12 protein-coding genes are annotated in these 14,126 nt (G+C 71.0%); 8 read left to right on the forward strand and 4 right to left on the reverse strand.

Going from position 1 to position 14,126, the window contains the following annotated elements:
• Positions 1-179: 179 nt before the first annotated feature.
• A complete protein-coding gene (locus tag ACWGDX_RS07150; RefSeq protein ID WP_453623055.1) occupies positions 180-476 on the forward strand; it encodes a hypothetical protein in 297 nt (98 codons plus the stop codon).
• 58 nt (positions 477-534) lie between these two features.
• Here ACWGDX_RS07150 and ACWGDX_RS07155 read toward each other — a convergent pair whose 3' ends face one another.
• Positions 535-1,101 carry a TetR family transcriptional regulator gene (locus tag ACWGDX_RS07155; RefSeq protein ID WP_453623057.1) on the reverse strand — a complete coding sequence of 189 codons (567 nt, stop codon included), beginning with the start codon at positions 1,099-1,101 and terminating at the stop codon, positions 535-537.
• A 163-nt stretch (positions 1,102-1,264) separates the two neighbouring features.
• On the opposite strand from ACWGDX_RS07155, the gene ACWGDX_RS07160 reads away from it, so the two are divergent.
• The gene (locus ACWGDX_RS07160) at positions 1,265-2,218 is read left to right on the forward strand and encodes an SDR family oxidoreductase (RefSeq protein ID WP_453623059.1); all 954 of its coding nucleotides are present in this window, start codon (positions 1,265-1,267) and stop codon (positions 2,216-2,218) included.
• A 42-nt stretch (positions 2,219-2,260) separates the two neighbouring features.
• On the opposite strand, the gene helR is transcribed toward ACWGDX_RS07160, so the two are convergent.
• Both helR and ACWGDX_RS07170 read right to left on the reverse strand, forming a co-directional pair.
• On the reverse strand, positions 2,261-4,408 hold the full coding sequence (gene helR / locus ACWGDX_RS07165) for an RNA polymerase recycling motor ATPase HelR (protein ID WP_453623061.1): 2,148 nt from the start codon (positions 4,406-4,408) through the stop codon (positions 2,261-2,263).
• 617 nt (positions 4,409-5,025) lie between these two features.
• Entirely contained in the window at positions 5,026-5,616 is a 591-nt protein-coding gene (locus tag ACWGDX_RS07170) for a TetR/AcrR family transcriptional regulator (protein WP_453623062.1), read from the reverse strand.
• 165 nt (positions 5,617-5,781) lie between these two features.
• Here ACWGDX_RS07170 and ACWGDX_RS07175 point away from each other — a divergent pair, with 165 nt between their 5' ends.
• The 4 genes from ACWGDX_RS07175 (at position 5,782) to ACWGDX_RS07190 (ending at position 8,494) form a co-directional block, all read left to right on the forward strand.
• Positions 5,782-6,801: an aldo/keto reductase gene (locus ACWGDX_RS07175; RefSeq protein WP_453623064.1), complete on the forward strand. Its 1,020-nt coding sequence runs from the start codon at positions 5,782-5,784 to the stop codon at positions 6,799-6,801.
• Positions 6,802-6,915: 114 nt separating this feature from the next.
• Complete coding sequence (gene panD, locus ACWGDX_RS07180; RefSeq protein WP_453623066.1) at positions 6,916-7,335, forward strand: aspartate 1-decarboxylase; 420 nt, start codon at positions 6,916-6,918, stop codon at positions 7,333-7,335.
• Between the two features lie 39 nt (positions 7,336-7,374).
• Positions 7,375-7,764 carry a GNAT family N-acetyltransferase gene (locus ACWGDX_RS07185; protein WP_453623068.1) on the forward strand — a complete coding sequence of 130 codons (390 nt, stop codon included), beginning with the start codon at positions 7,375-7,377 and terminating at the stop codon, positions 7,762-7,764.
• A gap of 100 nt (positions 7,765-7,864) precedes the next feature.
• Positions 7,865-8,494 (forward strand): aspartate/glutamate racemase family protein, encoded by a 630-nt coding sequence (locus tag ACWGDX_RS07190; protein ID WP_383032760.1) that lies wholly within the window; start codon positions 7,865-7,867, stop codon positions 8,492-8,494.
• A 515-nt stretch (positions 8,495-9,009) separates the two neighbouring features.
• Here the strand turns inward: ACWGDX_RS07190 and gndA are convergent.
• Entirely contained in the window at positions 9,010-10,452 is a 1,443-nt protein-coding gene (gene gndA / locus ACWGDX_RS07195; protein WP_453623071.1) for an NADP-dependent phosphogluconate dehydrogenase, read from the reverse strand.
• Between the two features lie 384 nt (positions 10,453-10,836).
• Here gndA and ACWGDX_RS07200 point away from each other — a divergent pair, with 384 nt between their 5' ends.
• Together ACWGDX_RS07200 and ACWGDX_RS07205 are read left to right on the forward strand one after the other, a co-directional pair.
• Positions 10,837-11,955 carry a DUF1996 domain-containing protein gene (locus ACWGDX_RS07200; protein WP_453623073.1) on the forward strand — a complete coding sequence of 373 codons (1,119 nt, stop codon included), beginning with the start codon at positions 10,837-10,839 and terminating at the stop codon, positions 11,953-11,955.
• A 136-nt stretch (positions 11,956-12,091) separates the two neighbouring features.
• Entirely contained in the window at positions 12,092-13,942 is a 1,851-nt protein-coding gene (locus ACWGDX_RS07205) for a discoidin domain-containing protein (RefSeq protein WP_453623075.1), read from the forward strand.
• Positions 13,943-14,126: the final 184 nt, after the last annotated feature.

Here is a 14,126-nt window from a genome sequence, read left to right on the forward strand (position 1 = left end):
GGCCACCGCCCCTCGCGGCGTTGGCGTCGGTCGCCTACGCTCCGCGTGGGCTCCCTCCTCCGCCTTGCGATCCACGGCACCAGACCCCGCTCCCTCACCCAGCCAGATCCGAACGAGAGACCCTGGCCGCCCGCCCGGAGAGTCCGGGAGCAAGGGCGGCGGGTTCCGTGAGGAACGAGATGTCCCGTACCGACAGGACGAAACCGATGTGGGTGCGCCGTGCGGAGCACAACCCCCGGCCGGCCCACGATCACCGCTACGGCGGCTGCGATCTGCCGCCCGACCCGACGCGGGAGGACGCGGGCACACGCTGCTGGTGGGAACACGCCGAGTTCGGCCGGACCTGCTGTTCGGGGCCCAACGGGCGTGCCGCCAAGAAGGAGTTGGGGGAAAAGAACCGCGCCGACAACCGCAGGGAGCGCTACGCGGGCCGGCGCGAGGCCCGGCGATTCGCCGCCGGGGAGGACAGCGACTGATCCCGCCCCCTCCGCCCGGCCCCTCGTCGTCCGGCTCGGCCCCACCGGGCTTAGCCGGTCACGCGCCCGCGGCCACCACTTTGAGTTCGTCGAGCGACTCCCGGAAGAAGTCCGCCAGACCGCGTTCCCCGTTCTCACCGACCCAGCGTTGGAACCCGACCTTGAAGACGGCGATGCCCGCCTCCGCGGTGAGGCTCGCGGCAGGATCCTTGACGCCGCGTCGACGGAGCGTGGCGGCGAGCGCCGCCGACAGCGACGCGAGCTTGATCAGCTCGCGCTCGCGCAGTTCCGCGTTGGCCATGATGACGGCCTGACGCCGCCGGGCGAACTCGTGGCGGTCCACGAAGAAGGCGGCGACGGTCTCCAGCGTCGAGGCCATCGCGTCGATCGGCGGGGCCGTCTCCGGAGTGCCGCCGAGGGTGTCCACGAAGACCTCCTCCAGCGCGCGCGATCCTCCGAACAGCACCTCGCGCTTGTCGGCGTAGTGCCGGAAGAACGTGCGCTCGGTGAGCCCGGCGCGTTCGGCGATCTGCGCGGTGGTGGTCTGCTCGAACCCGCGCTCGCTGAAGAGGTCCAGCGCCGCCTGTTCCAGCCGCCCGCGCGCGTTCGGTTCCCATCGAGCCATAGCCCCGACCTTACGTGATGGCAGTGACTGACATCCAGTGTTACGGTTGATGTCAGTCACTGACATGGCCTTCTCCGCCGCACCTTCCGTGTCCCGGTACCCCCGTACCCGTTACCCCGGTACCCGCGGCGAGGACAGGCCGACCTACCCGGAGGTTCTCCTCATGCGTGTGTTCATCACCGGCGCGTCCGGCTGGATCGGTTCAGCCGTCGTCCCGGAGCTCATCGGTGCCGGCCACCAGGTCGTCGGGCTCGCCCGCTCGGACGCCTCGGCCGCCGCCCTCACCGAGGCCGGCGCGGAGGTGCGCCGCGGCACGCTCGACGATCTCGACACCCTGCGCGGCGCGGCCGCCGAGTCCGACGGCGTGATCCATCTCGCCTTCAAGCACGACATCGCGTTCAGCGGCGGCTTCGAGGAGGCCGCCGACGCGGACCGGCGCGTCATCGACACGTTCGGCGAGGCGCTCGCCGGCACCGACCGCCCGTTCCTCATCGCCTCCGGGATGCTCGGGCTGGCGCCGGGGCGGCTCGCGACCGAGCAGGACGGGCAGGATGGGCAGGACGGACAGGCGTCCGGCCCGGCAGACGCCCATCTGACCGGCGGCCCGGCCAAGCGGCAGGCCAACGCGCGCGCGACGGTCGCCCTCGCGGACCGCGGTGTCCGCTCGTCGGTCGTACGGCTTCCTCCGACCGTGTACGGCGACGGGGACCAGGGCTTCATCGCCGCCGTGGTCGCCATCGCCCGCGAGAAGGGTGTCTCCGGCTACCTGGGCGACGGCGCCAACCGCTGGGCCGCTGTGCACCGGTCCGACGCCGCACACCTCTTCCGGCTGGCGCTGGAGAGTGCCCCGGCCGGCTCCACGCTGCACGCGGTGGCGGACGAGGGCGTACCGATCCGTACCGTCGCCGAGGTGATCGGGCGTCATCTCGGTGTGCCCGTGGCCTCGGTCTCCCCCGATGACGCGGCCGGGCACTTCACCTGGCTGGCCGCCTTCCTCGGCCTGGACAGCCCCAGCTCCAGCGCGCGCACCCGCGAACTGCTGGGGTGGCGCCCGGCCCGGCCCGGACTCGTCGAAGACCTCGACAAGGGCCACTACTTCGCCACCCCGTCCGCCTGACCGTTCGACGGCGCCCGGTCCGAGGCGCGGGGGCGCGACTCGTCAGGAGCTGGTGAGGATGACGAGCTGCCTGGTCGCCCGGGTCATCGCGACATAGCGGTCGACCGCTCCTTCGACGCCCTCGCCGAACGTCTCCGGGTCGATGAGGACCACCAGGTCGAACTCAAGCCCTTTCGACAGCTCCGGGGTCAGCGACCGGACGCGGGACGTCGTCCGGAACGCGGGATCGCCGATGACGCAGGCGGTCCCGTCGGCGTGCGCGGCGAGCCAGGTGCCGAGGATCGAGTTCAGATCCGAGGCGGATCCGTGGACGACGGGGATGCCGCCGCCGCGGATGGAGGTCGGCACGTTGGCGTCCGGGAGCACGGCCCGGATGACCGGCTCGGCCTCCGCCATGATCTCTTCCGGCGTCCGGTAGTTGACGCTCAGGGTGGCCAGGTCGATCCGGTCGAACCCGACCCGCTCCAGCCGCTCCCGCCACGACTCCGTGAACCCGTGTCTGGCCTGGGCACGGTCCCCGACGATGGTGAAGCTCCGGGACGGGCACCGGAGCAGCAGCATCTGCCACTCCGCGTCGGTCAGTTCCTGGGCCTCGTCCACGACGATGTGCGCGAACGGGCCGGCGAGCAGATCCGGTTCGATGCCTGGCGACACGGACTCGTCGACGAGGGTGTCCCGCATGTCCTGCCCGTGCAGCATGGTCACCGCGCCCTCACCGTCGTCATCGGCCTGGAGCAGGGAGTCGACGACCTTGGCCATGTGCTCGCGTTCGGCGGCGACAGCGGCCTTGCGCCGCCGCTCGCGCAGCGATGCCTGCGGGTCGCCGAGCCGCTGCCGTGCGGCGTCCAGGAGCGGCAGGTCCGACACCGTCCAGGCCTGGGCGTCCTCGCGCCGCAACCGCCGGACGTCGTCGGGGCCGAGCCAGGGAGCGCACTTGCGCAGATAGGCGGGTACGGACCACAGGTCTCCGACGAGGTCGGCCGCCTCGATCAGCGGCCACGCGCGGTTGAAGGCCGTGAGCAGCTCCCTGTTCCGCGCCAGCGACTTGCGGAGCAGGTCGGCCGAGACGTCCTCGTCATGCTTGTCCACCAGGATCGTGAGCAGCTCCTCCCAGACCTGGTCGCGCGCGTCGTTGTGCGGAGTACCGGGTTCCGCCGCTTCGAACGCCACGGCCCAGTCGTCGGCGCTCAGCCGGATGTCGGACCAGTGGGTCGTGACCGTCATCCCCTTGGCGGGCGGCTCCTCGTAGAACCTGACGGCCGTCTCGATCGCCTTCACCAGGTTCGCGGACGACTTCAGGAGGGCCACCTCCGGGTCGGCCTCGGTCGCCGCCGCGGCTCCCTCGGCGACCAGGTCCCGCAGGGTGCAGGTCTGCACGCCCTCCTCGCCGAGGCTGGGGAGGACATCGGCGACGTAGCCCAGGTAGGGCTGGTGCGGACCGACGAACAGCACGCCGCCGCGGCGGTGGCCGAGACGGGGGTCGGAGTAGAGGAGGTAGGCGGAGCGGTGCAGGGCGACGACGGTCTTCCCCGTACCCGGACCGCCGTCGACGACGAGAGCGCCGCGCGATCCCGCGCGGATGATGGCGTCCTGGTCGGCCTGGATGGTGCCGAGCACGTCCCGCATCCGTGCCGAACGGTTGCCGCCCAGGCTGGCGATGAAGGCGGACTGGTCGTCGAGCGCGGCATGCCCGGCGAACCCGTCCGAGGTGAACACCTCGTCCCAGTAGTCGTTGATCCGGCCGCGGGTCCAGCGATATCTGCGGCGGCTCGCCAGACCCATCGGATTGGCGTGGGTGGCTCCGAAGAACGGCTCGGCGGCGGGGGAGCGCCAGTCGAGCAGCAGCCGGCGACCCGCGCTGTCCGTAAGACCGAGCCGTCCGATGTACAGGGGCTCCGGATCGTCCGCGCCGACCATATGTCCGAGGCACAGGTCCAGACCGAAGCGGCGCAGTGCGCGCAGCCGAGCGGTCAGCCGGTGGATCTCCACATCCCGGTCCAATGCCTGCCGCCCCGCGCCGCCGGGCGCCCTGCGCTCGGCATCGAGGCGGTCGGACAGTTCGGCGATCGACTGCGCGAGGCACTCCGCGATGGCCGCGAAGTGCTGTTCGTCGCCGGCGATCAGCGCCGGGTCGGCCTTGGGGGAGAGGCGGTCGGGAAGGTCAAACGCGCCGGCAGTCAGCGGGTTCACGTCGGCAGCTCCGATCTGAGGTCGCTCGCGACCATGGCGCGCGGCGAGACGCCCGGACCGGTGTGACGAGCCTGGTGGTGGCAACGGCGGCCGCCCGTGCGCGGGTCCCGGGGGTGGGAGTGGTCCTGAGCGCGGCCGACAGGGACTCGGTGGCCGGGACCGGACCGTCGTGTGCCGTGCCGATACCCGGACCGGCCATCCCGCGGGCCCAGTATGGCTGGTCCACCGGCTGGGGTACGACCACCCGAGGCGCCCCGGCCCGGGTGGTCGTCGGCACCCGGTGGCCCATACCGCGACCCATACGTCGACAACAGCACACGCACTTCGTGACTCCCCGTTTCCGCAGGTTCCGGCTTCGGTCGGCGATTCTGCGGTACGCCCCCGGCCTTGCCGCAAGCCCCCCGGTGCGCTATACGTTGGGCATGGAAAGGAGAGCGGATCTCCTTTCCATTGTTTTTTGCCGTCCGCCGTGGACGGACGGCCGACAACCCCTTCACGAAGCGGCGGTGCGCCGCGCGCCCGACCGACATCCGGAACGTGGTTCCGCATATGGCGAATGCGGCAGGCGTGGGAGAGGGTCGCGGGAACAGCGTTCCGGTATGTGTGCCGGCCAGGGCCTAGCGCGGTAGACGGAGTCCCGCGATGAGGAGTTCGACCAGCCGGCGCGCGTCGTAGCGGGGATCGCTGTCCGCCCCGACGCAGAGATTCCCGACGCCGCGCATGAGTTCCAAGGCGTCCATGTCGGACCGGATCTCGCCGGCGGCGGCCGCGGCTTCGAGCAGCTGGGCGCACACGGGCACGAGCCGGTCGAGGAAGTAGGCGTGCAGCGTGTCGAGGCCGGCGTCGTCGGACTGGAGCGCGGCCGCGAGTCCGTGCTTGGTGACCAGGAAATCCACGAAGAGGTTGATCCATCGCCCCAGTGCGGCGTGCGGGGTCGCGCAGGCCGCCAGCAGGGTCGGCCCGGCCTCGGCGCACGCCTCGACCTGGTGCCGGTAGACGGCGATGATGAGATCCGCCCGCGTCGGGAAGTGGCGGTAGATCGTGCCCGTCCCGACGCCGGCCCTGGCCGCGATGTCGCGTACCGGCGCTTCCACGCCCGACGTGACGAAGATCGCGGCGGCCGCGTCGAGCAGAGTCTCCTTGTTGCGCCGGGCGTCCGCCCGCTTGGGCCGGGCCGCATGCCCCGCGCCCCCGTCGCCGTCGTTCACCGCGCCGTCACTCCCTCACCGGGTTTGCCAAACGGAACGACGTTCCGTATCTTTATCGGAACAAGGTTCCGTTTACTCATGATGCCAGTGCAGGAAGCGGACGACCAAGCCACGCACTGCCACCACACTGCCACCACACCTCACCCGCGATGGAGGAAGACTGCCATGCAGTACCGCACCTTGGGCCGCACCGGTGTACAGGTCAGCTCGCTCGCGCTCGGCGCGATGAACTTCGGCGCCATCGGGCGCACCACCCAGGACGAGGCCACCGCTGTCGTCGACGCAGCCCTCGAGGCCGGGATCAACCTCATCGATACGGCCGACATCTACAGCGGCGGCGAGTCGGAGGAGATGGTCGGCCGGGCCATCGCCGGACGCCGCGACGACATCGTGCTGGCCACGAAGGCGGCCATGCCCATGGGTGACGAGCGCAACCACCGGGGCGCCTCGCGCCGCTGGCTGGTCACCGAGCTGGACAACAGCCTGCGCCGCCTCGGTGTCGATCACGTCGATCTCTACCAGATCCACCGGTGGGACCCGAGCACAAGCGACGAGGAGACGCTGTCGGCTCTGACCGACCTGCAACGCGCGGGGAAGATACGTTACTTCGGCTCCTCGACCTTCCCGGCGTACCGCCTCGTACAGGCGGAGTGGGCCGCCCGGGAGAACCACCTGAGCCGCTATGTCACCGAACAGCCCAGCTACTCGATCCTGCAACGCGGGATCGAGACCGACGTCCTGCCCGTGACCGAGGAGTACGGCCTCGGTGTGCTGGTGTGGAGCCCGCTGGCCTCGGGCTGGCTGTCGGGTGCGATCCGCGAGGGCCGGGACATCACCACCAGCCGCTCGACGTTCATGCCGGAACGTTTCGACATCACCGTCCCGTCCAACCGGGCCAGGCTGGACGCGGTCGAGCGACTGGCCGAGGTCGCCGACGAGGCCGGTCTCACGATGATCCAGCTCGCGCTCGGTTTCGTGACCGCGCACCCCGCCGTGACCAGCGCGATCATCGGTCCTCGCACGCCGGACCATCTGCGCTCGCAGCTCGCCGCCGCGGACACCGTGCTCTCCGCCGACGTGCTCGACGCGATCGACGCCGTCGTCGCTCCGGGTACCGACCTCGCTCCGCACGAGAAGTTCGACACCCCGCCCGCCCTGCTCGACCCGTCGCTGCGGCGCCGCTGACCGCATCGACGGGTACCCGGGGAAGCTGCCTGGTAACGCGATGCGTTATAGAGTGTGGGGTCGCCCTTGACCTGCGAGAACGCGGGCAGGGAGCCTACATTCAGGAGTGCCTCGATGGTGCGTACCATGTTCAAGTCGAAGATTCACTGGGCCACGGTGACCCACGCGGATCTCCATTACGTCGGCTCCGTCACGGTGGACGCCGAGCTGATGGAGGCCGCCGATCTGCTGCCCGGTGAGCTGGTGCACATCGTGGACATCGACAACGGCGCCCGGCTGGAGACATATGTCATCGAGGGTGAGCGCGGGTCCGGGGTCATCGGGATCAACGGCGCCGCCGCGCATCTCGTCCACCCCGGTGATCTGGTGATCCTCATCAGCTATGCCCAGATGGACGATGCCGAGGCGCGCGCGTTCACCCCGAGCGTCGTCCATGTCGGTGCGGACAACCGTGTGGTGGCGGTGGGCGGCGACGCGTCCGCTCCCGTGCCGGGCGGCCGTACCGTACGCGCACCGCACGCCGTCGCGGGCTGAAGCGGCGGCGCCCCACCAGAGCAGGGAGAACCCACCGTCATGTCAGATCTCGATATCCGGGACAACCGGTCCGAGGGGCGTCTGGAGGCGTACGAGAACGGCCGGGCCGTCGGCTCCGTCGTGTATCTCGCCATGGAGGCCACGGAGGAGTCGCCCGGAGCGCTGGTAGCCGTGCACACCGTGGTGGAGGAGGGAAACGAGGGCAAGGGCATCGCGGGCGCGCTGGTGCGGGAGCTGTACGCGACGGCCGGGCGCGAGGGCGTGCCGGTCGTCCCGATCTGCCCGTACGCCGCGCGATGGGCACAGCGCCATCCCGAGGAGGCCCCGGAGGCTCCCGCCGAAGCGGTCGAGAACGCGCGGGAGCTGCTGAAGGCCGCGCTCGACTCGCGGGAGAGCGGGGAGAGCGGCGGAGGGGCGGCGGGCGCCTGACGGCCTTCACATCTCTCCGGCAGACCCCTTCTGTCACTCTTCGTCCTGTCGGGCGAACAATGCCGGACTCGGCGTGCGGTCCTGTCCTAGCATCGCGATCATGCTGACTCTGCTGCATACCTCCCCGGTCCATGTCCCGGTCTTCGACGCCCTGCGGGACATGGACCATCCGGGACTCGTCCTGCGCCATGTCGTCGAGGAGTCCCTGCTCAGCAGGGCGAGGGCCGAGGGCCCGGAATCCGTGGCGGCCGATGTCGAGGCGGTGCTCACCGCCGCTGTCGCCGAGGGCTCGGCCGCCGTGCTCTGCACCTGCTCGACCATCGGTGAGGTCGCCGAGAAGACCGGTGCGGCGCTCGGGATCCCCGTCCTGCGGGTCGACCGGCCGATGGCCGCGGCGGCCGCCGCGGCCGGCCGGGTCGTCGTGGTCGCCGCCCTGGAGAGCACACTGGAACCGACGGCCGCGCTGATCCGCCAGGAGGCCGCGGGGCGCCCGGTCGACCTGCGCATGGTGCTGGTCGAGGGCGCCTGGGAGCGCTTCGAGGCGGGCGACCAGGACGGCTATCTGAACGCGGTGGCCGCGGTGGTGGACGAGATCACCGGCGCGGATGTCGTCGTGCTGGCGCAGGCCTCGATGGCCGACGCGGCGGACCGTACGACCTGCGCTCTTCCGGTGTTCTCCAGCCCGCGCCCGGGGCTGAACGCGGCGGCCGCCGCGGCGGCCGCGATCTGACGCCGGACGCGAAGCGGCCGGGCGCCGCACCGGCCGTACCGGGCGCCGCACCGGTACCCGGGATGCCCCGTACGACGGCGTGTACGGCGTGTACGGCCTGTGTGGCCGCCCACGGGCGTCCTGGCGGCGTCTCGTGGGCCGTCCGTCCGCGCGGGACGCCACGCGCGGTGGCGGCCCGTACCGGTCGGATCACGCGTGGACCCGGCGCGCGTGGGCACGCGCACCGGGAGACAGTGAGAACGCACAACGCCCGCACCACGGGAGGCAAGGCCATGACCAGCCCGAATCCGGACCCCGTTCACCCCGATCCGGTACCGCCCGCACCCGTCCCGCCGGGGCCCGGCCCGGATCCGGTGCCGCCCGGTCCGCCCCCGATGCCCACTCCGCCGCCGCACCCGACGCCGCCGCCGAGCCCCACGCCCATGCCCCCGCCGGACCCGATCCCGGGCCCGCCGCCGGGCCCCGACCCCGTACCGGGGCCGGAACCCGAGCCCGCACCCGGGCCGCTCGGCTGACTAGTCGGTCGAGACCTCGGAGCGGTCGCCGCCCCAGAGGGTGTGGAACGAGCCCTCGCGGTCCGTGCGCCGGTAGGTGTGCGCGCCGAAGAAGTCCCGCTGCCCCTGGGTGAGCGCGGCGGGCAGCCGGTCGGCGCGCAGCGCGTCGTAGTACGAGAGCGCCGCTGCGAAGCCCGGCGTCGGCACCCCCTGGTGCACGGCCGTGGCGACCACCGCGCGCCAGTCCTCCTGCGCCGCGCCGATCTCCTCGGCGAACTGCTTGTCGGAGAGGAGGCTCGGCAGCTCGCGCTGGGTGTCGTAGGCCTCGCGGATCCGGTCGAGGAACGCGGCACGGATGATGCACCCCGCGCGCCAGATCGAGGCGACCGAACCGAGGTCGATGTTCCAGTCGTACTCCTCGCTGCCCGCCTGGATCTGGTGGAAGCCCTGGGTGTACGAGACGATCTTCGACGCGTACAGCGCCTGCTCGACCTGGTCGGCGAAGCGCGCCGCGTCCGCCTCGGAGAGCGGCGCCGCCGTCGGCCCCGGCAGCGAGCGGGACGCCTCGCGCAGCCCGGCGTGGCCGGAGAGCGAGCGCGCGAAGACCGCCTCGGCGATACCGGAGACCGGCACCCCCAGATCGAGGGCGATCTGTACGGTCCAGCGGCCGGTGCCCTTCTGCTCGGCCTGGTCGGTCACGATGTCCACGAACGGCTTCCCGGTCGCCGCGTCCGTGTGGGCGAGCACCTCGGCCGTGATCTCGATCAGATACGAGTCGAGCCGCCCGGTGTTCCAGGTCCTGAAGGTCTCGGCGATCTTGGCGGGGGAGTAGCCGGCGACGGCCCGCAGCAGGTGGTACGCCTCGGCGATGAGCTGCATATCGGCGTACTCGATACCGTTGTGCACCATCTTCACGAAGTGGCCGGCGCCGTCGGGACCGATGTGCGCCACCGTGGGGGCGCCGTCGGGCGCCTTGGCGGCGATCCGCTCCAGCAGCGGGCCGAGCGAGGCGTACGACTCGACGGAGCCGCCCGGCATGATGCTCGGTCCGTGCAGCGCGCCCTCCTCGCCGCCCGAGATGCCCACACCGACGAAGTGGATACCGCGCTCACGCAGATCCTTCTCCCGGCGCCGGGTGTCGGCGAAGTGGGCGTTGCCGCCGTCGATGATGACGTCGCCCTCCTCCAGCAGCGGGGCGAACTCCTCGATCACGGCATCGGTCGGGGCGCCCGCCTTGACCATGATGATCAGCCGGCGGGGCCGCTCCAGCGCCGCGACGAAGTCCGCCGCGGACTCCGCGGCGACAAAGGTGCCCTCATCGCCGAACTCCTCCACCAGGGCACGGGTCTTCGACGCGGTGCGGTTGTGCACCGCGACCGTGAAGCCGTTGCGGGCGAAATTCCGGGCGAGATTGCGGCCCATGACCGCGAGCCCCGTGACACCGATCTGGGCAGTTCCACTCATGTCCTGTGCTCCTGGATATCCGTAGGATGCGCCGCGCGCCGCCGGTAGGTCCCGCTGGGGAGCGGTACGTACCGCCGGACATGGCCGTTCATCAGTCGTCAAGCGGGCCCGGACCTCATACATTCCGGACCTGACGCATCGTGCCGTGTTCTGCGCGCGAGCGCGAGACGAGTACGGCGTGCCTCGACCGGGCTTCGTTCACGAAGTATTGACACTCTCTCAGCGACGGCGTAACACTGACAGCGCTTTGGAGAGCGCTCTCCCGCAGTGATCCCGGGTTCTTCACCGGCTGTGGGGCCGGCTCTCCGCGGTGCACCTTCCGGCTCCACTTCCCCCCACCGCGCCCTCCGACGGGTGCGGCTGAAGAGCGGCATGGAGGTCCGCATGGCCGAAAGATTGCGCGAATTCCGCAGTACCGCACTGGTGTCCGCGTTGCTTGTCGCCACCGCCCTTGCTCTGGTGGCGTTCGGGCTCATCGCGATACCGGACACCGCGACCGCCGAGGCCACTCCACGGGCGGCCGATCCGCCCGCGGCGGCCCAGGCGGCCTACGCGGGTCACCGAATGGCCCCGGCTGTCCCCGTACCGTCCGGCGACGATCCCGACGGGGACGGATATATTCCGGCCAATCCGCCCGTGACCGGTGTCGTGCCGTCCGCGGAGATCCCGCCGACCCGGTATTTCCACGAGTTCCAGGCGAACTGTTCCATGACGCACACCCGGCCGGACGACCCGATCGTGTACCCCGGCCAGCCGGGCAGGTCGCACGACCACACCTTCATGGGCAACAACACGACCGACGCGAACAGCACCACGGCTTCGCTGAGCGGCGGCGGCACCGCGTGCAAGGCGCCCGGTGACAAGTCCGCGTACTGGATGCCGACCCTGTACAAGGGGAACACCGCGATCGCGCCGGTCGGTCCGCAGACCATCTACTACAAGTCGGGCGTCACCGACTACCGCTCGGTGCGGCCGTTCCCCAAGGGACTGCGCTTCGTCGTCGGCAGTCCGACGCAGACCGCCGAGCAGTTCCGCAACCACCGGGGCTGGGTGGAGGGCTGGGAGTGCGGGGAGAGCTACAAGAACACCGAGTTCCCCGCGTCCTGCCCGGCCCGGCCGGATGTCCAGCTCAATCTCCGCTTCCAGGCGCCGAGTTGCTGGGACGGACGGTATCTGGACACACCGGACCACCAGAGCCATATGGCCTATCCGCGAGCGCAGGGCGCCAACCAGGACGTCTGCCCGCCCTCGCATCCGGTGGCGCTGCCGATGATCGAGTTCAAGATGGCCTGGCCCGTCAACGGTGATATGTCACAGGTGAGGCTGGCGAGCGGGGTGGGGCACACGTTCCACTACGACTTCTTCAACGCCTGGGACGACCGCACGCTGAACGCCCTGGTCCGGCACTGCGTCGTCGGCGGGCTCCAGTGTGACGCCCGTGGGTACGACCAGACGCACCCCGAGGCGGGCGCGGCGCTGAACGCGAACTACGAACTGCCCTGATCCGGGCCGCTCTCCCGTAGGGGCGGACCGCGTCCTTACGGGAGAGCGCTCTCCCGTTCAGATCACCGCCCGTCGCAGATCCCCACCCGTCCGGATCCCCACCCGCACCGCCGCCCCCACGAGGAGACAGCACCCCATGCGCCGACCACCCGCACACCAGCCACTGGCACATCGACCATCCGTCCACCGGCCGGCCGGCCGCCTGCCCGCCGTGCGCCGACGAGTCGCGCGGCTCTCCGCCGTCCTGCGACGGGCCGTCGGAATCCGGCGCGCGTCCCCGGTCGCCGTCGCCGCCCTGTTCGCGGCCTGCGTGGTGGTCCTCCCCGCCCCCGCCGCGCACGCCGCGGGCAGCGTCGTCAAGGTCACCGGAACGCAGGGCGCCTGGCAGCTCACCGTCGACGGGGCGCCGTACCAGGTCAAGGGTCTGACCTGGGGCCCCGCCGCGGCCGACGCGGCGCGGTACATGCCCGACGTGAAGTCGATGGGCGCCAACACCGTACGGACCTGGGGCACCGATGCCGGCAGCCGGCCGCTGTTCGACGCGGCGGCGGCCAACGGCGTCAAGGTCATCGCGGGCTTCTGGCTCCAGCCGGGCGGCGGTCCCGGGAGCGGTGGCTGTGTCAACTATCTGACGGACACCACGTACAAGAACAATATGCTCGCGGAGTTCCCCCGCTGGGTGGAGACCTACCGGGACCACCCCGGTGTTCTGATGTGGAACGTCGGCAACGAGTCCGTCCTCGGTCTCCAGAACTGCTACAGCGGCGACGCGCTGGAGCAGCAGCGCAACGCGTACACGGCCTTCGTCAACGACATCGCGAAGAGGATCCACGCCGTCGACCCCAACCACCCGGTGACCTCGACCGACGCGTGGACGGGCGCCTGGCCGTACTACCGGCGCAACGCGCCCGACCTCGATCTGTACGCGGTGAACTCGTACGGCGACGTCTGCAATATCCAGAGGACCTGGCAGGACGGCGGCTACACCAAGCCGTACATCGTCACCGAGGGCGGTCCCGCCGGTGAGTGGGAGGTGCCGGACGACGCCAACGGTGTGCCCGACGAGCCCGCAGACACCGCGAAGGCCGCCGGCTACACCAGGGCGTGGGACTGCGTCACCGGCCACCGGGGCGTGGCGCTCGGCGCGACACTCTTCCACTACGGCACGGAGTACGACTTCGGCGGAGTCTGGTTCAATCTGCTTCCCGCGGGCCAGAAGCGGCTCTCGTACTACGCGGTGAAGAGGGCGTACGGAGGGAACACCTCCCAGGACAACACCCCGCCCGTGATCTCCTCGATGTCGGTCGACGGGGCCGCCTCGGTGCCCGCGGGCCGGGAGTTCACCGTACGCGCCTCGGTCACGGACCCGAACGGCGATCCGCTCTCGTACCAACTTCTCCTCGGTGGCAAGTACCTGGACAACTCCGGGCAGTTGGTCGAAACGCCCTTCACCGCCCTGGGGAACGGCACGTTCCGGCTCGTCGCGCCCGAGCGGCTCGGTGTCTGGAAGGTCTATGTCAAGGCGAGCGACGGCAAGGGCAATGTGGGTATCGAGACCAAGTCGTTCAAGGTGGTGCCGCCGCCGGTCGGCGGGACCAATGTCGCCAGGGGCAAGCCGGCGACGGCGTCCTCGGCGCAGGCGGCCGGCACCGGCTGCCCCTGCCCCGCGGGCAACGCCGTCGACGGCTCGTTCGACACGCGGTGGGCGAGCGACTGGAGCGATCCGCAGTGGATCCAGGTCGATCTCGGCCAGAAGACGGCGTTCCGCCATGTCCAGCTCGCCTGGGAGACCGCGTACGCCAAGGGCTACACCGTCCAGACCTCCGACGACGGGCGGAACTGGGCCACGCTGAGGACCGTCACCGATGGCAACGGCGGGATCGATGATTATGAACTCGCCGGAAACGCGCGCTATGTCAGGATAAATTCCACGGTGCGCGGAACCGGCTGGGGTTACTCCCTCTACGAGTTCGGCGTCTACAGCTGACCCGGACACCTGACCCGGACACCTGACCCGGACACCTGACCGGATGTCCGGCCGGACGTCCGGCGCGAAGGCCCGGCCACGCGCCCGGCCAGGCGCCTGACCCGGTTCACCGACCCCGGCCGCGCCGTCTCCTCCCCCGCCGGCGGCGCTGGGCGGCACTCCGCGGCGGGCCATGGACCCCCAT

This window comes from Streptomyces sp. NPDC055025 (assembly GCF_053608565.1).